Origin of the sequence: Chitinophaga jiangningensis (genome assembly GCF_900142605.1) — a bacterium.
GTDB lineage: Bacteria > Bacteroidota > Bacteroidia > Chitinophagales > Chitinophagaceae > Chitinophaga > Chitinophaga jiangningensis.
Genome location: NZ_FRBL01000004.1, coordinates 308,890 through 331,434, shown reverse-complemented (window position 1 = coordinate 331,434; position 22,545 = coordinate 308,890). Strand labels below are relative to the sequence as shown.

The following is a 22,545-nucleotide window of genomic DNA, read 5'->3' as shown; positions in this document are numbered from 1 at the left end:
AAAGTCAATCATATGTTCAAGTATTGGGTAATACCATTTGCAGCGGTGCTGTTGGGAGGTAGTGCTGTACGGGCTGCGGTGGGACCAAAAGGAGATTCTGCTATGCAAAAGCCTAAGTATGTATTAGTGATCCATGGCGGTGCCGGCACTATTTTGAAATCACAGATGACGCCGGAGAAGGAGGCTGCCTATAAAGCTGGTTTAACCAAAGCCCTGGAAGCAGGTTACGCGGTGATTCAGCGGGGTGGGCAAAGTTTGGATGCCGTGGAAGCGGCCGTCCGCGTAATGGAAGATAATCCCTTGTTTAATGCCGGTAAGGGAGCAGTGTTTACCAATGAAGGCCGCAACGAAATGGATGCAGCTATCATGAGTGGTAAAAACCTGGCTGCGGGTGCAGTGGCATCGGTGACTACTATCCGTAATCCGATTACTGCTGCCAGAGCGGTGATGGAGAAATCGCAGCATGTAATGATGATTGGCGCTGGCGCAGAGCAATTTGCCAAACAGGCGGGCTGCGAAATAGTAGATCCCAGCTATTTTTATACCGAAGATCGCTGGAAGTCGCTCCAGAAGGTACGTGCAGCTGATTCCACCAAAATGCAGCTGGACCATGATTCAGCAGTGAAAAAAACGACTTTACCAGGCATTGAAAATAAGGATGCGAAGTTTGGCACTGTTGGCGCTGTAGCGCTGGACAAGCAGGGTAACCTGGCGGCGGCTACATCTACCGGAGGTATGACCAACAAAAAATTCGGCCGGGTGGGCGATAGCCCGCTGATAGGCGCCGGAACCTATGCGAACAATGCTACCTGCGCTATTTCGTGTACGGGTTGGGGTGAGTATTTTATTCGACTGGTGGTAGCTAAAACCGTGAGTGACCTGATGGCATATAAAAACCTTTCTGTGCAGGATGCTTCCGCAGAGCTGATTATGAAGCAGGTGCCTCAGCTGGGTGGTGATGGCGGACTAATTGCCCTCGACAAAGATGGAAATATGGCCATGCCTTTCAATACGGCCGGCATGTACCGCGGTACTGTAACGGCAGAGGGTAAAATCGAGGTTTTTATTTATAAGGGAGATTATTAAGGCGGTAAAATAAAGTTTGTAAGGGCTGGGTGAGGTGTCACCCGGCCCTTTTTCGTGTGTACAAAGGTCCCTAGTGATAATGTGCGCAAAACGCTCACAGGCTTGTTCATTGGATTTCGGCAAACTCCTGAGCTTACCTGATAGACTCAATCAATATTTACATGAAGGCTTTCAGCAGGGGCTTGCACCATGTAGGCTTGCACCATGTAGGCTTACGCATAGAGGCCTGCCATCAGCCCCCCGCGCAGCGCGGAACCCTCCCCAATGACACCGAAGGTGTCATTGGATATCCACCACAAGAAATAATATTGGAATTTTTATAATAAAAAGCACTTTGTATTACAAAGTAAATCCTTACTTTTGAATTACCATTTCTAAAATCTGATTATTCAAAAAGGAAGTCTATGAAAATTGACATCATCATCGCCTACATTCAGCGTTATGAATTCGGCCATGAATACGACTTTGTGCCTCCCATTACCGGTATTCACCTGGCCGCCATCACCCCGGCACCTCATGAAGTAAGGGTATACCATCAGCAGGTTGATAAAATCAACCTGGATACAGATGCGGACCTGGTAGCGATCTCGTTCTTCAGCGGATTTGCCCTATCCGCCTACAACCTGGCCGCCGAATTCCGGAAACGTGGCAAAACACTTGTAGCGGGAGGGCCACACGTTACCTACTGCCAGGAGGAAGCACTGACCTACTTTGATGCCATCATCACCGGGGAAGCGGAGCAGCAGTGGCCAATACTACTGCAGGATGCAGCCAGCGGCAACCTGCAACCGATCTACCTGGGCGGCCCCTGTGATATGAAAAACCTGCCAACACCACGGTACGATTTACTACCCGATAAATTTTTTATAAAGAAGGTAATCCAGGCCACGAGAGGATGCCCTTTCTCCTGCTCATTTTGCACCGTGCCATCCCTCAACCCCGGTTTCAGACTGCGCCCGGTTGCGGATGTAATCCGCGACGCCGCCTACGATAGATTCAGCTACTGGTGGCAACGGAAAATCGTATGGTTTTGGGATGATAACCTCACCATCAGGAGGCCTTATATACGTGAACTCCTGCAGGAAATGATCCCGCTAAAAAAATGGTGGCTTACACAGGCAAGTATGGACATTGCGAAAGACCCGGAACTGCTGGACCTCATGAAGGCTTCCGGCTGTATCGGCGTTTTCCTCGGCATCGAATCCTTTGGGGTGGACTCCCTCGCCGATGCCAACAAACGGCAAAATAAAATTGATAACTACAGTGTAGCCGTAAAGGAAATCCGCAAACGCGGCATTGCCGTCATGGCAGGCTTTATAGCTGGTTTCGATCACGACGATGAAGCAAGCATCATCTCCATGGCGGATCAACTCATGGAAATTGGTATAGACGTGCCTTTCCTGAGTATTATGACGCCTTTCAGAGGCACACCCATCTATCAGTCATTAAACAAGGAAGGAAGAATTCTGGAAGACAGAAACTGGAATTTTTACAATGGTTATAACGTCGCCTTCCAACCGAAAAAGATCAGCGAAACACAGCTATTACAGGCGCACCGCACCTTGTGGAAGCAATCCTTTTCACCCTGGTATGCTTTCCGCCGAATCGTGCGCGGCGCATTCCACCTGCGTTTAGGGGCATTTCTGCTGTCAGCTTTTATGAATACTTTCTATGCCTGTAAAAGAACCAGGAAGAATTATCCTATCGACATGACTGCCAGAACATTCCAATTCCCGGCACTGCAGGAACAGCGCAGGCCGCAGGTACATGCCGCTGCTGGTATATAACCGGTGCGTAATGCACCGGTTATAGGTTACGAGTTGGTTTACAAAGTAAAAATTCGTTTAAGAGGTATAAATGCACTACTTCACCGGCTCTACCGTGTACCCTGCTTTACGCAGTAAATTAATCACACCTTCCTCACCACCTAAATGCCCCGCTCCGAAGGCAAAAAAATTGGAGCCCCCGGCTGCTGCTTTTTCTATCACAGGAATCCAGTTTCTGTTGCGTTGAAACACCATCATGTCCGCATAAGCAGCCATGGAAGTGGTTGCCAGCAGATCTTTATACAGCGCATAGATATCACCGGCCTTATAGTTTTTCTTGAATTGCTCATCGCGGGCTTTCGCAGTGGCAGGATCTTTAATGTCTCTGATAATATCCACCATCTGGATGCTGTCAGGGATCTTGTTAAACACACTCATCTGGTCTTCCACTGTTTCCAATCCCTCCACGGGCTTGTTGGCTTTTTTTGCCAGCCGCATCAGCTCCTGTTCTACACCGGAAGCAGGGCAGGGGAGGTTGCGCGCAATGAAAAGACTCATCAGCACCACCGGTTTAAGGTGCACTAAGGCTTCTACACTCATGTGAAAGGAGTCCTGCACAAAGCGGGAGAACACAGCAAAGTCGTCCGGTGATAAATGACTGCTCAGGTTATAAGCCGGATTGGGAGACAGCATCGGCATGAGCTTAGTCGCAAAACTGGAATCAGCCATGTCAATTTCCAGGTATAACGCTTTGGAGTTGTTCAGCGCCTCAGTAGCGGCCGCCGAAAAATTAATATCTTCCTTGCAGAGCAGGTGATAGGTGCCATACAGCCACGATGGCTGTTGCAGGCCTTTTCCACTTACTTTCCAGAGCAGGGAAGTTTCCTGTGCCTGTGTGCTGACAGAGAGCAACAAGGCTAACAGGGCCAGGGTTAATTGTTTCATGTTTTATGGGTCTTAATGGTAATACTCTTTTAAAAACTGTTGCAGCGTTTGCATATCCTTGGTCACATGCAGCGCGGATACCACCGCCCTGTGTGCAGGCGCATCATGGGGCAGCGGATAAGGGAAGCTGGAAATGATTACATCCCTGTCTGCCAGGTAATTCACCAGTGATGGTTTATTATCATATTGCGGATACACGAAAACAGGGAGCTCCCCATTTTGTGTATGCGGTATGCCTTCCATCAGGTGTTGCATTTGCTGGAGATTCTGCTTCAATTGCTGTTGCTGCTTTTGAATCAGTTTGCCTGATTGCAGCCATGCGTAGGCACTTGCAGGCATCAGCGGGGTGCTGCCGGTGAAGTAAGGTGTCCGTTTCATGGCGGCAATGTCAGCGGCGGAACCAGCCACCACACCACCTTCGATGCTATATGCCTTTGCCAGCGAAGTGGTAATGAGGTAACGAACCAGGTCTGTACCCGGCGTGGCATGCGTACTGCCCTTACCGTTAGGCCCCAGGATGCCGAAACCATGTGAATCGTCTAATACCACCAGCACTTTTCGTTTTAACTGCTGCAACCAGTCGAAGGAATGAATAGTACCCGTAATCGGGTTTACGGTATCGGATACAATTACATACGTGTTGTCCGGATGATCGTTTACTTTGTCTATGGTGGCACTTATCCATTGCTGGTAATCTCCCACCGGTAATGCCGGCAGGTGATGCCAGATAGCGGGATGCGTACCCGGAGCATATAACAGCTCGCCGCAATTCACGGCATAGTGTATGGCAGCCTGCCCGGAAAGGTAACCTGAAGAAAACAGTACGGCCGACTGCTGATCCAGCGTTGCTGCCAGTGCATGCTCCATTTCTTCGTACAGGCCTAAACGTATGTTACTCACCCGGGAAGCGGGAAACAGGGAACCATATTTTTCAATACCCTCCTGTAAGCTGGCCTTAAATGCCGGATGCTGGTGGAGTCCCAGGTAGGAGAAACCTGAGAAAAACAGGCAGGTCCTGCCGTCTGTGGTCACTGTCCTGCCCGGTGTGAGGTCTGTTTGTAACATAAGCAGTTATTCTTTCTTCGTACAAAGTACAAAATGATAGTCACCTGATTTTACCTTCATATCAAAATGATCCTCATCCAGTCGTACCACTGTTACCAGGTTCTCCGCTTTGCGGTCCCCATCCGAGGCTGTAACTGAAATGACCTTGCCATTGCTGAGGATATGATACCTGCCCGAATCCGGTTTATTGTCAATAGTAGCAATAAACAGTTTATCATCCAGGAACTGGTAAAACACATTGCTGTAGTAGCCGTCTTTCAGGTCCCGCGCCTGCGTTAGCTGGGTAAGGTTGTAGGGATCATTGGCCGGCACCTTCACATCGTACACGCGCCATTTCTTATGTTTAAGCAGTTCATCCGTTTTTCCGGTGTTACACGCCTGCGCAAACAGGGTGATGCTAACGGCCAGGAGTATACGTAGTTTAGTCATAACAGTGTTGAATTACGGCTTACCAAATTTAGCGTTATTAAAGGCAGCTGACTGCCCCTTGGGAATGGAAAGACTTTCCCACTTGTCCTGCAGCAGCATTTTCCCTGCATACACCATCTGACCTACGTGGTAGGCCACATGTGCCAGCTGCCGGTTAATAGCATCTATTACGGTATGGGCCTCATTGCGAATGTAAACGGTTTTTTCCAGGTCCGCATCGGTGAGGCTGCCCAGCGATGCTTCCAGGCACTGCCAGGCTTCTTCCCACTGGCGCAGGATATCTTCCCGGGAGGCCTGGTCGGATTCAAACTCCGCATCCCGCTGCCGGTTGGGCTTTTCGCCGTCAGTGGTCAGGAAATCGGTCCACCGCGACAAAATATTCCCATGCAGGTGTTTCACAATTACTGCGATGCTGTTGGGTTCGCCCTGCGGCTCCCAATGAAGCTGTTCGGTGCTGAGGCGTGCAATGGTTTTGGCGCCCATGTCCTTATAGTTCCGAAAGCGTTTGGTAACGCTGGTAAGATAAATGCCTGCCATATCATTAGTTTTATCAGTAGCCGGCAGCTCCGTCGTCGCCGCGCTTGTCGGCAGCAGCCTGGAGTTGCCCGGTTTTAAGGTCTTTTTTAATTAGTTCCGTGCGACCTATAGGCCCGCGTTTTTCGATTTTATAGCCCATTTGTTCCAATGCCTGCACGCCTTCCTCCGGAAACCCCGGTTCTACATACACCACATCCGGCAGCCACTGGTGGTGGAATTTAGGTTTATTCACTGCATCTTCCGGCGACAGCCCGAATTCCAGTGTATTCATCAGCGTTTGAAACACGGAGGTGATGATAGTGGCGCCTCCTGGCGTACCCAGGCTATAGATTGGTTTATTATTTTTTAGCACGATGGTAGGTGTCATGCTGCTGAGCATGCGCTTACCGGGTGCAATAGCATTGGCTTCTGTACCCACGAGGCCATACATATTCGGTACGCCTGGTTTTACACTGAAGTCATCCATTTCATTATTCAAGAGGAAACCGGCTTTGCCTGCCACGGTTCGGGAGCCATAGTGGCCGTTAAGCGTAGTGGTAACTGCAACAGCATTGCCGTCCGCGTCTATTACACTGAGGTGCGTGGTCTGCTCACTTTCTTTCGTTAGCCCTGCTTTGGTGCTATCACTATTGCCTGCTGTACCGGGTGTAAAGGTGGACATACGGGAACGGATATACGATGGATCGATCAGCCTGGCCACCGGTACCTTCACAAAGTCAGGATCACCCAGGAACTCGGCCCTGTCGGCATAGGCGCGGCGTTCGGCTTCAATCATCAGCTGCAATGCCTGCGGCGACTGGAATCCCCACTTAGCGACAGGGTAATTCTCTACCATCATCATCATTTGCTGTAAGCACACGCCTCCAGAAGAAGGCAGTGGCATGGTCACGATCGTTTGGCCCTTATACTGGAAAGCAATGGCCTTGCGCTCCACCGCCTTGTAATTTTTAAGATCCGCAAGGGTGATAATACCACCGCCGCGCTGCATCTCACTAACAATATTATCAGCGGTTTCGCCTTCGTAAAATCCCGCCTGACCTTTATCCCTGATGAGTTTAAGTGTATGCGCCAGGTCCGGTTGTACCAGCGTATCACCGGCTTTCCAGGGTACCTCTTTCACAAATGCGGTTGGCACCGTATTTAATTTCACAAACTCCTCGCGGGTGTGATTGAGGCTTTCGGCCTCTTTGGCAGTGATCACAAATCCTTTTTCAGCCAGCAGTATCGCCGGCGCAATCAGTTTACTGAAAGGGAGCTTTGCATATTTCATGGAGGCAAACAGCCCTGCCACCGTACCGGGGATGCCTGCTGCCAGGTGGCCGTCGAGACTCAGCTTGGTGATAGCATTGCCGGCACTATCCAGGTACATATCCCTGCTGGCTTTGGCAGGAGCCGTTTCGCGGTAGTCAATGGCAATGTTACGGCCATTTTTGAGGTGAGCTACCAAAAAGCCTCCGCCACCAATATTACCTGCACCGGGGTATACCACCGCCAGGGCCAGTTGTGTAGCGATGGCGGCATCCACTGCATTGCCGCCCTGCCTTAATACCAGCACACCGGCCTCACTGGCCAGCGGGTGGGCGGATACTACGGCGCCTTTAGCCGCCGTTATATTCTTTTCAATAGTATAGTCGTAAGGGTGAAGGGATCCCGCCTGTTGCTGGGCACAGGCGCTGAGCAATCCTCCGAAGGCCACTCCAAAAATCAACAGAAATCTCATTGCAAAAACTCTTTTAACTAAACACGAATTTCACGAAATTTAATCTACTTTGAGCCATAATTTATTCCTTTCTATGCGCAAATATATCTTGTTGCTACTCAGTTTAGCCAGTGTATTGACTGGTTGGGCCCAGGCGCCCACACCGGCGGCCTTTCTGGGTTACAGGCTGGGAAGTCAGTTTACCCCTTCCTACCGTGTGGTGGACTATTTCAAAGCTGTAGCAGCCAGCGTACCTAATGTAAAGGTGGAGCAATACGGCAGCACCTACGAAGGCCGTCCGTTAATTACTGCTACCATCGCCTCCGCGGAAAACTTCGCTAAGCTGGAGCAAATCCGCCAGCAAAGCTACGACCTGTCGTTCGCCAAAGGCAGCCAGGCCGCAGGGCAGCCCGTGATCGTATGGCTAAGCTACAACGTTCACGGTAATGAAGCCGTTTCCTCCGAAGCCGCCATGAAAACGCTGTATGAACTGGTGAATAACGGAAACGCACAAACGCAGCAATGGCTGAAAAATGTAGTGGTGATTATGGACCCCTGCCTGAACCCGGATGGGCGCGATCGCTACGTTAATTTCTATAACGCCACCCGTAACCGCCGTCCCAGCGTGGATGTATACGCCCGGGAACATAATGAGCCCTGGCCCGGCGGCAGACCCAATCACTATTATTTTGATCTTAACCGCGACTGGGCCTGGCAATCGCAGCAAGAGTCACAACAGCGCTTAACAAAATATAATCAGTGGATGCCACAGGTGCACGTTGATTTCCACGAACAGGAAATCAATGCCCCCTACTATTTTGCCCCGGCAGCAGAACCTTTTCATGATGCCATCACTCCCTGGCAGCGGGAACTGCAACAAATGATTGGTAAAAACAACGCTAAATATTTTGATAAAGAAGGATGGTTGTATTTCACCAAAGAAAGGTTCGACCTCTTTTATCCAAGCTACGGTGATACCTATCCAATGTATAACGGTGCATTGGGTATGACCTTCGAGCAAGGCGGCAGCGGAAGAGCAGGCATCGCTGTACTGAAAAATGATGGCGACACGCTCACCCTGTCCGACCGGATCGACCACCACTTCACCACCGGTATGTCCACCATTGAAGTGGCGGCAGATAACGCGGAGAAGATCATGCAGGAGTATGCCCGCTTCTTTAAAGACGCTAAGTCCAACCCGCAGGGAGCCTATAAAGCCTACGTGGTAAAAGCTGCAGGCAACCCGGAAAAACTGAACACCCTGGCCGATCTCCTGAGAAAGAACCAGATCAGTTTCGGCTACGGCGCCAGCGTATCCACCGCAGCAGGCTTCAACTACTACAACGGTAAAACTGAAAACTTCACCATCGATAAGGAAGACCTGGTAATTAACGCCTACCAGCCACGTTCTACCATGTTACGGGTACTTTTTGAACCGGTGTCAAAGCTATCTGATTCACTGACGTATGATATCACGGCCTGGGCATTGCCATATGCTTACGGACTTCCTACCTATGCCCTGAAACAAGCTGTCACAGCGGCGTCTGATTCTCCCTATATAAAAAATAACAAACCACTGGCGGCACAAATGCCTTATGCGTACCTGGCACAGTGGAATAGTGTGAGAGATGCTAAATTCCTGGCGCAACTGCTGCAGCATAATGTAAAAGTACGCTTCAGTGAAACCAGTTTTTCCGCCTCCGGTAAAGCCTTCCCTGCCGGTACACTGATTGTTACCCGCAATGGAAATGCCAGTGCAATCAAGGATTTCGACAACTTCATCACTACCCAGGCCAACAAATTCCGTATTCAGCTGGATGCGGTAAGCTCAGGATTTGTAGAGAAGGGAATGGACTTTGGTTCCGACAAAATCAGGTTTATTAAACCACCTAAAGTGGTGATGCTGGCGGGCGATAACGTATCATCACTGGCAATAGGAGAGGTGTGGCATTACATGGAACAGCAGCTGGATTACCCCGTTACCATTGTGCAGGAAAGCAATGCTGATGATATCAAATGGCAGGAAGTAGATGTACTGATTTTGCCGAATGGCGAATACCGTTCACTGTCCGATAAACCCATGGCGGAAACCATTAAAAACTGGGTGAAAAAAGGAGGTAAGCTGATTGCAATGGAATATGCCGCCGCACAGGTTGCCGCACTGGACTGGGGCATTAAAGTGAAAAAGGACGAAGAAGATAAAGATGCCGGCCCTGACGCTCCCGATTATACGGACCTGAAAGCATACGCCAACAGGGAGCGTGAAAGTGTAAAACAGTTTATTCCCGGCGCCATCTACCGGGTGGACCTGGATACCACACACCCGCTGGCATTTGGCTATTCCCCACGCTATTACACACTGAAAATCGATAGCCGCCTGTATGAATTTATCAGCAGCGATGGCTGGAATGTAGGCGTGATTAAAAAAGATAATTACCTGAGTGGTTTTGTAGGGGCGGAAACGCGCAAGCGTATCAAGGATGGAGTGATATTTGGTGTGAAAGAAATGGGTAGTGGGCAGGTAGTGCTCATGGCGGATAACCCGTTGTTCAGAAGTTTCTGGGAGAATGGCAAGTTGTTGTTTGCGAATGCTGTTTTCTTTGTTGGAGAATAATGATTGGGATGCCGAAGGCATCCCAATAACACAAAAAAGTCAGGGCCGTGGCCCTGACTTTTTTGTGTTTATAATTTTCGCTTAATATTACAGCCTAACGCATTGCTGGATGCTACTCCCACCGATTTTCCCGCCAGCAAATCATTCATCGCATTCTGCAGATGTTTGATTTTCACTGCATCCGCATTTCCCGGACTATCATCAATTCCGCCTTTATACACCAGCTTACTGTTTTTATCAAACAGATAACATTCAGGTGTGTGGTTGGCATCAAATGCATCTGCCATTTCCGCATTTCGGTCAAGCAGGTATAACGCATTGAAACCGTGCGCAGTGGCATATTCTTTCATGGCATTGAGCGATTCACCCGCACTGCGGTTCGCTTCATTAGAGTTGATCAGCGCTACGCCGATATGATTACTTTTTGCCTGCTTACTCAGGGCCAATATACGTTCTTCGTTACGTAACATATATGGGCATTGGTTGGCAACAAAAACTACCAGCAGTCCGTTGGCGCCTTTGGCATTGTTGAGGGATACTTCCTTGCCGGAAATGTCTGTGAGCCTGTTGTCAGCTTTGGGAATCGGTGCGCCGATTTCAAGTGAAGCATCAGATCCCGGGTTGAAGGCTAACAAAAGGGTACAGACAGATAAATACAGGGCGGACTTAATCATAAATAATATTTTCAGGTCCTAAATAGGTGGTTAAAGGTGACATTTTCCACAGAAAGATAGGGTAAATTTCCATTGAATTGAACCCTATCACACGTAAATCAACTTTACCAGCTGATATACAATCATAAACGATTTACGCCCCCGTTTTGTTACTATATTCTACTTATCCTGATGCAATTACACTTTACTTTAAAAGTAGAAATGCACCTTTCACCATTTCGGTAGTACCATCGTTGTACTCGATATTAGCGAAAAACACATAGCTGTCCATGTTGGCTGTCTGCCCGTTTACCTGGCCGTTCCAGCCATAAGCTTTATCGTTTGCCGGAACATTGAATCGCTCAAACACCTTGTTACCCATGCGGTTAAAAATGCTGAAGCTTTTTACAATACGGATATCTTCCGTACCAATGATATAGAAGATATCATTCTGCCCGTCACCATTAGGTGTAAAGGCTGTTGGCATACTGATTCGCTCCAGCGTAGATGTTGATATCACCGCATCTGCACTGGCGGTGCAAAAGAAATTGTTGTTAACTGTCACCGTATATTTCATGGAAGATCGAGCTGTTACCACAGGATTCGGACAGTTACTGCAGGAGAGTCCGTCGGTAGGCGTCCAGGTATATTTTACCGCTGCATCACCTGTAACGCTGGTGCCTAACGGTATTTGCGCAGGTCGCAGCAGGTTGGTGGAAGCTGGCGTTACTTTTACCGCAAACGGGTTATAGTCTATGTCGCCGGTATTGTTAGTGTAGTCAGTTTCCGGCAGTAGTTTTATTTCCACCCCGTTGCCGCTGGTAGTGCCGTCGTTGTTGATCACAGACACTATACCATGGCCGCTTTCAGGTGCAGGGAAGGTATGCGTATAGGTGTGACAGTTACCCGGTTGTCGGAAACTGGTATAAAATACGGTACCTAATTTTGCATTGGTAACGATGTCATAAAATGTCACCGGAATGCGGGAAACAACGGTATCATATCCATTATTCATGCAGATGTCAAACGACACGATTACTTCACCGTTACGGAAACAATGCGCTTCTTTCAGGGCAATGGTGAAGTCAGGGGAGAATATGTTAAAGTTAGCGTTGCTATTTAGTTTACAGCCATAATTATTAACCAGTTCCAGTTTGATTTTATCACTTGATTTCATGCTGAACTCTGGCTGTTCACAGGTGGTACAGCTGATGTTATAGGTAGGTGCAGCCGACCATTTGATAGTATAGGGCTGTTGTAAGGTAGTTACAAACCCTGCCTGGAACAGCGCTTTACGGTATACGGTGGTATCCGCAGGTGTTATGGACAGGGTAGGTGCGGTATAATTTTCCTGGTGACTATTGTTGTCGTAGGCCACTTCCGTTAACCCGGTTACAGGTGGGTACATGACGGCGGGATCTGTGGCAATGGCCGCAAATACTTGTCCTGATGCAGGTGTGGGTATACTGAACTCATAATCACCGCATGCAGCAGCGCTGGCGCTGCCGGTTACAAATGCTTGTCCCAGTTGGATAGCGTTACCTGTAGCGGGATCGGCGTTATAAAATTTCACGGTTAATCCTGCGGGAATATTACCTTTTATAAAGTTATTGCAGATAGTAAAGTCGACATGCAGGTAATTGTTGGCGGCACAAATCAGTTTACGCACCTGCACCGTATAGTCGTCCACGATAGGTATATGAATGGTGGCGGTGGCATTGTCGTAGCAGCCCAGTTTGCTGAAAGCCTGCACTGTTCTGGTGGTGACGGTATCTTTACGGTATGGCGCAGTAAACGTAGTGGTGATGCAGTTGGCGCAGCTGAGTTCATCCGTGGGCAGCCATTGCGCATTGGCAATTTCTCCGTTTTCTCCTTTTGGCGTGATGTCAATACTTTCGAAAGGTTTCACCGTGAGGTCAGTTGGGTCTAACACCGGTTTAAAGCGAAAATTCCGTTTGATCACCACGTTGTTGGTGTAACGTACTTCTTCCACACCCGTGTTAGGTAATGCCAGCGGCAACGTAGTGCCGTTGTCGTTAATAACAGCCACGATGGAATCAAGGCCGGTGGCTTGTACATCCACCACGGAGGTGAATACCGGTGTGGCACATTTTCCTTTCAGGTCTGAAGGGATCAGGTATAAATCACCTAACCTGGAAGCGCCAGGTTTGCGGGGGTCTTTGTCGTAAAAGGCTACCGGCGTGCCTTTGGGAATGGTTTTATATCCGCCATTATAAAAGTACATGCTCATGCGGATTTTGTCCTGCTGGTAGCATTCTACTTTTGTGACATAGATCGCGGCATCCGGCGTAGGATCATCCACGGTAATATGCAGCATCGATGTAGTGTCGGTACAGGTGCCGTTTGTAGCGATCAGGCGTATATTGTATAGGCCTGGCACGAGGAAAGTGAAATCAAGATCCGTGTTGGTACTGATCACCTGTTCGGCCATTCCCTGGTCGTTACTCATCATCCATTTATAGGAGGTGGCGTTACGGGAGCGATTCTTAAAAAATATTTTGTCCAGCTCTACACCTGCTTTGGAAGCGATTTTCCGTTTGTCCGGATAAAATCTTGCTACTACGCCGCAACTTACTTCTATTACATCCGTAGTGGTGGAAGTGCAGCCTCCGGCAGTAGCCAGCAGCGTAACAATATAATTACGTTTGTCCGTTACTGTTAGTGTAAAATCAGTAGTGGTGGCACTGGGTACACCATCCACCAGCCACTGGTAGGTGGCAGCGCCGGTAGTAGTATTGGTTAGGGAGATGTTATCGCCGGTAAGCGGATAGGCTACGGACCTGGTAAAACCTGCTATGGCAGTTGGCATACAGGGAGGAGTGCAAACGGTACTGTTGACCATGAGTGGCAGGGCGGTGTTGATAAAGTTGTGCATCCTGTCGGCCTGGCCTGGTGTAAAACCCAGTATACAGCCGGTTCCCGGTCCATAGTCCATGAAGTTATCCGGTAGGTCGGTTACATCCGTGGTGAACCCGGAAAGTGTATCGGTATCGCAGCTGTTTTGCGGTGCAGTGCAGGCGTAACCGCCGCTGATTGTTTTTTCCGGAGGGGTATCACAAACCATGTCACCATCTGTGGTGCAGTCGTCGTTTTTGCAGTCGCGGTTAGCGAAGGTATGGGCGAGACTCAGGTAGTGTCCCATTTCATGAGCCAGTACATCCACGCCGAGGCCTGCCACCACGATATCGCCGCCGGGGCTGGCATAGCCACCCATTTTCAGGCGGGTCCACTGGCCGCATTCGAACGACTGCATAAATTCCGATTTGATATCGCTCACTACCCAGATATTGATGTAGCGGCTGCCGTCCCACTTACCCATGGCGGTGATGCGGTCGCCTTCCATATCGGCATCAAAATCCGTGAGGTAGGAGGTGCTGCGGGTGATGCCGGTGCTGCTACTGCCATCAGGCGCTGTTTTAGCGAGGCAGAACTGAATGTTGGTATTGGTTCGGCCGCCGGCGAAGGCGCCCTGTGCGGCGTAGGCATCGTTGAGCGTTTGTATGGCCTGTGCTACGGCCGCATCGGTAATGCTGGCGGGGTTTTCATTGATGATATGGACTACTACCGGCAGGGTAACGTTGAGGTTTGCACGAAAACCTTTGCGCTGCCTTTCCAGGATAGCTTTGTTGAGGTATTGCTCCTGTGATAAAAACTGTGGATTGTTGCGCCAATGTTGCAGCATGATGTCGGTACCGCACGGGCGTACTGCTGCCAGCTGGGCGTAGGTATTTTGCGTAAATAGTAATACTAACAGGCATAGTAGTGCATAGCACGAACAGGCTCTCGGGAACTTGCTTTTCATTGTTGATGGATATGATAAAATGGTATCGTTGGCAATCCTTAACGGATACACGTAGTCACAAATGTAAGGGAAACACTTGTGAAAAAAAGAATATTTGATGAGTTAAGGAATTGCAACCGGTTTCATAGCCTTTCTTTCTTCGCTGAGGTGGCGAATGCTGGCATTGAGTTCGAAGCCTACGAGCAGGAACAGGGAGTTAAGAAATACCCAGAGCATGAGGATTAACACGGTACCGATGGAGCCATAGATTTTGTTGTAATTACCAAAATTGTTGACAAAGTAGGAGAAGCCTACGGTCACCAGGATCATGCCTGCGGTGGCAACGGTGGCACCAGCAGTGATGAATCGCCAGCGTTTTTCGGTGGCAGGGCCAAAGCGGTACAGTACTGCGTTTACGGAGTAGAGCAGGCCAATTATGATTAGCCAGCGGGAGATGTCAATGATATTTTTTACGAATGGGCTCGTAATGTTAAGCCAATTAAAGATGGCACGCAGGGTGGCGCCTTGTGCGATCACGAGGCCCACGGTAATCAGGAGGATGATTACCAGCAGTCCGGTCAGCTGCAGGGCTATCAGCCTGTTTTGCCACCATTTGCGCTTATGAAAGCCGGAGCGCTCCATTTTATTGAAAGAGCGCAGGATACCCATTACACCGTTGGAAGAATAAAAGAAACCCATGAGGAAGGCCACGGACAGTAACCCGTTACGATGGGTATACAGGAAGTCGTGGATCATTTCCCGGACGATGATATAGGTATTGTAGTTAGGTGTAAGGTCCTGAGCAAGGTCGTACAGGGTAGGTTCTATATTTTTCAGCGGCACATAGGGCACCAGCGTAAACAGGAAGATAAAGAACGGGGGAATGGCCAGCAGGAAGTTAAAGCTGATCGCCCTGGCCCTGTCGCCCAGTCCCCGGGCTTTTGTTTCCTGTCCGAAAAGTTTGAGTACATCATACAGTGGCAATCCTTCAAAGCCTGGCAGGATCAGGGTTTTGGTCCGGTTAACCAGTCTTTTATAAGGGGAGGATCTGAAGATTAAATTTTCAGGTTTAAATGCCAAGATGATATATTGTTGATGTCAGTTAAAGTTAATAGCCTCTTTTATTGAGTTCTGCCTGGTATTTCCGGGCGTTTTCCAGGTGTTCGCTATAGGTGGCTGCAAACGCATGATACCCTGAAAAATCGGCTCTGGCGCAAAAATACAGATAATCTGTATCCGGTGTATTTAAAACTGCGTTGATGGATTTTTCAGAAGGCGTACAGATTGGGCCGGGAGGGAGGCCAGCTACCCGGTAGGTGTTGTAGGGCGATTCGTACTGGGTATGCACCTCCCGGATTCTTTTGAGGCCAAAGTCCTGCAGGGCAAATTTTACGGTAGGATCGGCCTGGAGGCGCATGCCTTTGCGGAAACGGTTGATATAAACGCTTGAAACCAGTGGTTTCTCATCGTTTTTATTAGTTTCTTCCTCTACAATGGAAGCGATGATGGTGACTTGTACCGGTGTAAGGTCCAGGGCTTTGGCCTTGGCTTTACGCTCGTCGGTCCAGAAGGCTTCACGGGCTTTTTCCAGTTTACGGAAAACAGCGTCGGCGCTGGTATTCCAGTAAAACTCGTAGGTGTTGGGCAGTACGGCGCACATCACGGTGTTGGAATCCAGGCCAAACTGGCGGAGGTATACCTGATCGCGCATCATCGCGGCCAGGGTAACGGAGTCCGCTTCCAGGTTAATACCTATTTTATGGATAAAGTCCTGTTTGGTGCGGAGTTTATTGATGACGAGGTCCACCGGGGCCTGTCGGCCGGAGCGGAGCAGTTTTACGATATCGAAGTTGCTCATGCCCGGGGTGATCTTGTACCGGCCTGCTTTTACGCGGGAGGGGTATCCAAGTTCTTTTGCGACCCAGTTGAAGCTGGTGGAGTTACGTACGATGCTTTGTTCGCGGAGGCCTTCCAATACATCGGAGTAGGTGCTGCCGGTGCGTACGTAGAAGTATTTGTTATCTCCAAATGCTTTGGTGTTGGGGCCAAATACCCGGTAGCTGATATAAACGAGTACACCTGCCAGCAGGCAGCCAACGATTAATAATGTGCGTTTCAGCAGCACGGATTTAGTGCCTGATTGCTTCCTTTTTGCCATAAATATTGACGGTAACAAAAAACCTCGCTTTTAACGGCGAGGTTTGCTGATATATTATACGAATAATATTAATTGCCTTGTGGAGCTGGTGCAGGAGCGGGCTGACCCTGAGGTGCAGGTGCAGTGTTTGCAGGAGCTTGCTGAACTGGCATTTTACCCATTTGCTTCTCAATCGCTGTTTGCTCCAGTTGGTTAGTGCTACCGCCTTTACCACCAATGAAGAAAGGAGCAGTGAGGCACAGTACCGCAATGAGCGCAGCGAGAATCCAGGTACCTTTTTCGAGCACATCCGTGGTCTGACGTACACCAATCACCTGATTACCAATACCTCCGAATGAGCCGGAAAGACCGCCCCCTTTAGGGTTCTGGATCAGAACGAAAAAGCCTAATAACACACAGGCCAGGATGATCAGGATACCAAAAACTATCAACATAGATTACGACTGTTTATTTTTGTTGTCTATAAGTGACTTTAATTCTTTTATCTTTTGCGCAAAATAAGCGTTTTTGTCGGGATTAAGCAAACTTAATTTTTGATATATCTGAATGGCATTCTGGTACTGCCGTTGGCGGACCCAGATATCTGCCAATGTTTCAGAAACGATATCATTGTTAATCCGTATGGAGTCGAGCGCCATTTTTTCCACTGTTTCAGAAATTTCAGGCTCCTCATCTTCCTCATAAATCCGGTGCAGCTGTTGCTGGTACCAGTCTTTATTGGTTTTTCCGGCAAAATTATCCTTGATTTCACGCAGCCAGGAGGTGAAGCTTTTCATTTCCGCTTCTCCCTGTACACTCAGTTCATCCGCATGTTCGGGATCTTTCAGGCGCTTATATGCAAAATAATCATCTGTATATAAAGGCTGGAAAATGAGTTCTGTTGGTGCATCATCTGATAATTCCAGTGGGAATATCTTTATCATGGGCTCCGGATTTTCCGGTGCAGCCGTGTCTGTATTGTTTTCCGCTGCCAGGTGGATGCCCGGGTTCAGCGAATCGAGTTCTTTTTCTGTTTCCATTTCTTCTTCCTCAAGGGCATTCGCCTCATCAGTGGTTTCGGTAGTGTCGGGAGACGGTAACATCTCCTCATCAACGGCGGGAGGAGCTTCACTTTCCTCCTGAGCCACTACTGCATCAGCCGCGTGGGTGGTTTCAGGATGCGGTAGCGTCTCTCCAATAACTGCAACCGGAGCTTCACTTTCCTGCTGAGCCACTACTGCATCAGCCGCGTGAGTGGTTTCAGGATACCCTGGCATCTCCCCGGTAACTGACAGCGCACCTTCATTATCTATGTTGCTCTCTTCTGCAATAGCATCCATTATTTCTGCCACAGTGGCTTCCTGTAATGGTGTACTGATGGCTTCTGCCACAGGCGATTCTTCCGTGGCCCTGGCCACTATGCGCAGCGGATTGACTGGCGTGGTAGCCACTGCGTCCAGTAAGTCGGCAGAAGGCCCCGTTGGCAGCGCGTCTTCGGGTATGATGGCAGGAATGCGTTCTTCCACTTCCATCAGCACAGGTGCTGAGGTGACAAAATTGTAATAATAATGCTGTTGATGACTGTATAAACTACCGGCTTTAACGGCAGGACTATTTACATCATTATGCCTGGAAAAATCTTTCCGGGCCAGGAGGATACGAGCGGCTGCGAAATACGGATAGTCCGCCACCATGCTGTTCAACGCTGCTTCGTTCACCTGATGCAAATCGGGTACATGGAAGATATGTTCAATAATCCTGTTCGGTGTCATACATGCTAATGTAATAAAATTCCGAAATGTATGAGCTATTAAAACGGAAAATGATTACCAGTTGGCAAATGCACGGTTGAAGATATCATCGGTGATGTTGGGAATGATCTCGTTATCCAGCAAAGTGTTTTCCACACTGCTTGCCAGCTGCGATGCGGAGAATTCCGCACTGCGGGAGAATGACTGTGTCCAGCCTTTTTTATCGGTTCCTTCCACACGCTTGATGAACACTACGTTTACGGTTACGGTGAGTTTGGACCTTGCAGACTGATCTACGTTGGTTACCGCCGCGTTGGTGAAGCTATAGCCGGTAATAGTAGCCCTGAACTCATAGTCAGCACGGGGTTCCGTTTCTGCTACCTGTACGAGTTTGGTCTGGGACTGAATCTTATCACGCAGTTTCTGCGTCATACGCTGTCCCAGCGTTGGGTTATTGAGTGGTGCCCTGTTTTCAAAGAAACGAACGTTCACCGTTTTGGCGTTGGCATCGATACTGGCTCCGGTTGCGGAATATTTTACACTGCAACCGCTGAATAAAGCAGCAAAGCCCATGATGAGCAGTACCGGGAATATTTTCCTCATGAATTATCTTTTGATATTATTCTGCGATATTATATTCTTTCAGTTTCCTGTACAAGGTCCTTTCGGAAATCCCGAGGTCTAAAGCGGCATCTTTTCGTTTACCCTTGTGCTTTTTCAGGGCTTTTACGATCAGTTCCTTTTCTTTATCGGCAATGGAAAGGGTTTCTTCCACCTCCTCGTGATGATCTATTTTACCATCCTGGATAATGATAGGCTGTGCATTGCTGATCACCGGTGCCTGTGGCGTGATATCGGCTGTGGCCGGGAAGCTGTGCAGTACGTGACTGTCCGCCGGATGGAAATCATGATTCTGCCCCAGTGACGGGTTTTGCAGGATATCAAAAAACATCTTCTTCAGCTCTGTCACATCTTTTTTCATGTCGAAGAACAGCTTGTAAAGAATGTCTCTTTCACTGGCGAAGTCGCCCCCGCTTTGTTGCTGCGGAGCGGCCAGCATGGGCAGTCTGTTCATTTCCGGATGCTCCGGCAGGAAGCGTTTCAGGTCGGTGGCCGTAACCATTTTGTCGGTCGACAATACCGAAATCTGCTCCGCGATATTTTTCAGTTCCCTTACATTCCCTCTCCATGGATAATTGACGAGCATGTTACGTGCTTCGTCGTCCAGCTGGATGGAAGGGGTTTTATATTTTTCAGAGAAGTCCACAGAAAATTTGCGGAACAGCAAAGGAATGTCTTCTTTTCTGTCGCGCAGCGCCGGTACCCGGATAGGCACGGTATTGAGGCGGTAGTAGAGGTCTTCGCGGAATTTACCCTGCTGGGTGCGTTCCAGTAAATCCCTGTTGGTGGCGGCTATTACGCGTACATCTGTTTTTTGTACTTTGGAAGAACCTACCCTAATATATTCACCGGTTTCGAGTACACGCAGTAATCTGGCCTGAGTGCCCAGTGGCATTTCACCGATTTCATCCAAAAAGATGGTACCGCCGTTTACGGTTTCGAAATAACCTTTGCGGTTATCTACGGCGCCGGTAAACGAGCCTTTTTCGTGACCAAATAATTCGGAGTCGATGGTACCTTCAGGTATGGCGCCGCAGTTTACCGCGATAAACGGGTTATGCTTGCGGGCACTTAACGCATGGATGATCTGAGAGAATACTTCCTTACCAACACCACTTTCCCCGTTGATCAGTACGGTGAGGTCGGTATTGGCTACCTGTACAGCCACCTGCAGTGCGTAATTCAACGCCGGGCTATTGCCGATAATGCCAAACCTGTTTTTAATAGCCTGTATATCCATATGTCGTTAAGCCTCTTTTGAATTGTTTAAAATACTAAATCTGGTGTAGGAAACAGGTAACGCAAGATTATTCACTTACCGCCGTTCCTCTCAGCGTACCGGAGGTACAGCTATCCACTTTCACCATAACATAATCGCCTTTCTGATAGTTTTCTTTAGGGAAAACAATCACTTTGTTCTGGTCGTTGCGGCCAAACAGCTCTTCAGCGGAGCGTTTGGAGGTGCCTTCTACCAGTACTTTGTAGGTGCGGCCTACTTCGCGCTGCATGCCCTCAAGGGAATGACGGCGGTGTAATTCCACAATTTCCGCAAGGCGTCTTTTCTTCACTTCTTCCGGAATATCGTCCTGGTAGCGGCGTGCAGCCAGTGTGCCCGGGCGTTCGGAGTAAAAGTACATATAGGCGAGGTCGTAACGGGCGTATTCCATTACTTCCATGGTTTCGCGGTGTTCTTCTTCTGTTTCTGTGCAGAAGCCGGTGATAATGTCGGTGGAGATGCCGCAGTCAGGAAGGATTTCACGGATGCGGTCCACCTTTTTCATATACCATTCCCTGGTGTAGGTGCGGTTCATGAGTTGCAACACTCTGGTACTGCCACTTTGCAGCGGCAGATGGATATAATTACAGATATTCTCGTACTTCGCCATGGTGTGCAGTACTTCATCTGTGATATCTTTCGGATGGGAGGTGCTGAAGCGAACGCGCAGCAACGGATCGATCTGTGCTACTCTTTCCAGGAGCATGGCGAAGGTGACAGTTTCATCACCGGCCTCGTTTGTCCAATAGTAGGAATCTACGTTCTGACCCAGCAGTGTCACCTCGCGGTAGCCGTTTTCAAACAGTTCTCTTGCCTCGCGCACTACGGAGTGAGCATCTCTGCTGCGCTCACGGCCACGGGTAAACGGAACCACACAGAAAGTACACATATTATTACAGCCACGCATAATGGAAACGAAGCTGGTTACACCGTTGTTGTCGAGCCTTACCGGGCTGATATCCCCATAAGTCTCTTCCCTGCTCAGCAGCACATTTACCGCTTTTTGGCCGCCTTCTGCTTCGGCAATCAGAGCGGGCAGGCTCCTGTACGCATCCGGGCCCACTACCATGTCCACCAGTTTCTCTTCTTCGAGCAGTTTGGATTTCAGACGCTCCGCCATACAGCCAAGGATGCCTACCAGTAATCCTGGGTTGCGCTTTTTAGCACCTTTGAACTCGTTGAGGCGGTTGCGTACGGTTTGTTCTGCTTTTTCGCGGATGGAGCAGGTATTAACCAGGATGAGGTCGGCCTCCTCCATATTACGCGTTGAGCCGAAGCCTTCCTCGTTTAATATGGAAGCCACAATCTCACTATCATTAAAGTTCATGGCGCAGCCATAACTTTCAATATAAAATTTCTTAGAATATGTATTAGGTTCAATAGCAGCAGGGGCGAATGCCTCTCCCTGACGGCTTTCATCATGCACTTTTGTGATCTGATCCAGCATTTCCTTTCTCAAATTTAGGATGGCAAAAATAAGGAATTAAAAATGAAAAATGACATAATGTCATTTGGATTCCGGTTTAAGGGAAAGCCATCGGCCTTCCCTTAAACCGGAACTCCCGTCTGCCGAAGGCAGACGGGAGTTCTTTAAATAACGAAGGGGCCTATGGCCCCTTCGTTATTTAAAGAAAAATGCATTTATGCCTTAACGAGGCCTACTTTCGCCGCCAGCCAGCTGTCCTTCAATGGAATCAGCCATTTGGTATCAAGGTCAGCCTTAGTGAGCACTGTATTATTTAAATACAGGGTGTTTTCGTCGATATAACCTTTTTCGAGCGCGTAGGCTACCTGCTGAAGCGGCAGCAACTGTACCTTGTCTTTCACCACAAAGCCCAGCAGCAGGCGGTCAAACAGGTTCACTTCGTACTGGCGTTCCAGGCTCTTGATCACCCGTACCGAACTATCCGTACTGCAGCCGCTCACCATCGTCTGGGTTTCATCTGCCATTAATATAATTACCTGGTTCATGACTACCGCGCCCCAGCCTTTAACGGGATCCCCGTGGGCGTTCCATTGGGAGGTAAACTGATCTAGTTGCTCGTTGATCTCCAATACTTCCTGTTCATTGAATGGTCGATTGCTCTGATATATCCAAACCCTGGAAGCAGGAGAAAATCCTTCAGGGAAATTTATCTTGTTCATACTACAAAATTAGGCATTT

At 48.9% G+C, this 22,545-nt stretch carries 18 protein-coding genes; 3 read left to right on the top strand and 15 right to left on the bottom strand.

The window, feature by feature from the left end; genetic code table 11:
• The first annotated feature begins 12 nt into the window (after nucleotides 1-12).
• Both BUB18_RS11605 and BUB18_RS11600 read left to right on the top strand, forming a co-directional pair.
• The gene (locus tag BUB18_RS11605) at nucleotides 13-1,086 is read left to right on the top strand and encodes an isoaspartyl peptidase/L-asparaginase family protein (RefSeq protein ID WP_083549810.1); all 1,074 of its coding nucleotides are present in this window, start codon (nucleotides 13-15) and stop codon (nucleotides 1,084-1,086) included.
• Nucleotides 1,087-1,490: 404 nt separating this feature from the next.
• Complete coding sequence (locus tag BUB18_RS11600) at nucleotides 1,491-2,873, top strand: B12-binding domain-containing radical SAM protein (RefSeq protein ID WP_073080909.1); 1,383 nt, start codon at nucleotides 1,491-1,493, stop codon at nucleotides 2,871-2,873.
• 75 nt (nucleotides 2,874-2,948) lie between these two features.
• Here BUB18_RS11600 and BUB18_RS11595 read toward each other — a convergent pair whose 3' ends face one another.
• The 5 genes from BUB18_RS11595 to ggt are packed head-to-tail and all read right to left on the bottom strand — an operon-like array spanning nucleotide 2,949 to nucleotide 7,548.
• Entirely contained in the window at nucleotides 2,949-3,797 is an 849-nt protein-coding gene (locus BUB18_RS11595; protein ID WP_073080907.1) for a TraB/GumN family protein, read from the bottom strand.
• Nucleotides 3,798-3,809: 12 nt separating this feature from the next.
• Entirely contained in the window at nucleotides 3,810-4,862 is a 1,053-nt protein-coding gene (locus BUB18_RS11590) for an aminotransferase class I/II-fold pyridoxal phosphate-dependent enzyme (protein ID WP_073080905.1), read from the bottom strand.
• A 6-nt stretch (nucleotides 4,863-4,868) separates the two neighbouring features.
• A complete protein-coding gene (locus BUB18_RS11585; RefSeq protein WP_073080904.1) occupies nucleotides 4,869-5,291 on the bottom strand; it encodes a hypothetical protein in 423 nt (140 codons plus the stop codon).
• Nucleotides 5,292-5,303: 12 nt separating this feature from the next.
• Complete coding sequence (locus BUB18_RS11580; RefSeq protein ID WP_073080902.1) at nucleotides 5,304-5,828, bottom strand: DUF1572 family protein; 525 nt, start codon at nucleotides 5,826-5,828, stop codon at nucleotides 5,304-5,306.
• Nucleotides 5,829-5,841: 13 nt separating this feature from the next.
• Nucleotides 5,842-7,548, bottom strand: a complete 1,707-nt coding sequence (gene ggt, locus BUB18_RS11575; protein ID WP_073080901.1) for a gamma-glutamyltransferase — start codon at nucleotides 7,546-7,548, stop codon at nucleotides 5,842-5,844.
• A 73-nt stretch (nucleotides 7,549-7,621) separates the two neighbouring features.
• Between ggt and BUB18_RS11570 the strand changes: the two genes are divergently transcribed.
• Nucleotides 7,622-10,141 (top strand): M14 family metallopeptidase, encoded by a 2,520-nt coding sequence (locus tag BUB18_RS11570; protein WP_073080899.1) that lies wholly within the window; start codon nucleotides 7,622-7,624, stop codon nucleotides 10,139-10,141.
• 68 nt (nucleotides 10,142-10,209) lie between these two features.
• Here the strand turns inward: BUB18_RS11570 and BUB18_RS11565 are convergent, their stop codons facing one another.
• The 10 genes from BUB18_RS11565 to BUB18_RS11520 all read right to left on the bottom strand — a co-directional run bounded on the left by BUB18_RS11565 (nucleotide 10,210) and on the right by BUB18_RS11520 (nucleotide 22,526).
• Nucleotides 10,210-10,815 (bottom strand): redoxin family protein, encoded by a 606-nt coding sequence (locus BUB18_RS11565; protein ID WP_073080897.1) that lies wholly within the window; start codon nucleotides 10,813-10,815, stop codon nucleotides 10,210-10,212.
• A 184-nt stretch (nucleotides 10,816-10,999) separates the two neighbouring features.
• Nucleotides 11,000-14,617: a T9SS type B sorting domain-containing protein gene (locus tag BUB18_RS11560; RefSeq protein ID WP_073080896.1), complete on the bottom strand. Its 3,618-nt coding sequence runs from the start codon at nucleotides 14,615-14,617 to the stop codon at nucleotides 11,000-11,002.
• 102 nt (nucleotides 14,618-14,719) lie between these two features.
• Nucleotides 14,720-15,676, bottom strand: a complete 957-nt coding sequence (locus BUB18_RS11555; RefSeq protein WP_073080894.1) for a YihY/virulence factor BrkB family protein — start codon at nucleotides 15,674-15,676, stop codon at nucleotides 14,720-14,722.
• A 28-nt stretch (nucleotides 15,677-15,704) separates the two neighbouring features.
• Nucleotides 15,705-16,754: an endolytic transglycosylase MltG gene (mltG, locus tag BUB18_RS11550; protein ID WP_073080892.1), complete on the bottom strand. Its 1,050-nt coding sequence runs from the start codon at nucleotides 16,752-16,754 to the stop codon at nucleotides 15,705-15,707.
• Between the two features lie 68 nt (nucleotides 16,755-16,822).
• Nucleotides 16,823-17,188 carry a preprotein translocase subunit SecG gene (gene secG, locus BUB18_RS11545; RefSeq protein WP_073080890.1) on the bottom strand — a complete coding sequence of 122 codons (366 nt, stop codon included), beginning with the start codon at nucleotides 17,186-17,188 and terminating at the stop codon, nucleotides 16,823-16,825.
• 3 nt (nucleotides 17,189-17,191) lie between these two features.
• Nucleotides 17,192-18,505 carry a hypothetical protein gene (locus tag BUB18_RS11540; RefSeq protein WP_073080888.1) on the bottom strand — a complete coding sequence of 438 codons (1,314 nt, stop codon included), beginning with the start codon at nucleotides 18,503-18,505 and terminating at the stop codon, nucleotides 17,192-17,194.
• A gap of 54 nt (nucleotides 18,506-18,559) precedes the next feature.
• Complete coding sequence (gene lptE / locus BUB18_RS11535; protein ID WP_073080886.1) at nucleotides 18,560-19,087, bottom strand: LPS assembly lipoprotein LptE; 528 nt, start codon at nucleotides 19,085-19,087, stop codon at nucleotides 18,560-18,562.
• Nucleotides 19,088-19,103: 16 nt separating this feature from the next.
• Entirely contained in the window at nucleotides 19,104-20,345 is a 1,242-nt protein-coding gene (locus BUB18_RS11530; protein WP_073080884.1) for a sigma-54 interaction domain-containing protein, read from the bottom strand.
• A 67-nt stretch (nucleotides 20,346-20,412) separates the two neighbouring features.
• Nucleotides 20,413-21,840 carry a tRNA (N6-isopentenyl adenosine(37)-C2)-methylthiotransferase MiaB gene (miaB, locus tag BUB18_RS11525; RefSeq protein ID WP_262487679.1) on the bottom strand — a complete coding sequence of 476 codons (1,428 nt, stop codon included), beginning with the start codon at nucleotides 21,838-21,840 and terminating at the stop codon, nucleotides 20,413-20,415.
• A gap of 182 nt (nucleotides 21,841-22,022) precedes the next feature.
• Nucleotides 22,023-22,526: a hypothetical protein gene (locus tag BUB18_RS11520; protein ID WP_073080880.1), complete on the bottom strand. Its 504-nt coding sequence runs from the start codon at nucleotides 22,524-22,526 to the stop codon at nucleotides 22,023-22,025.
• Nucleotides 22,527-22,545: the final 19 nt, after the last annotated feature.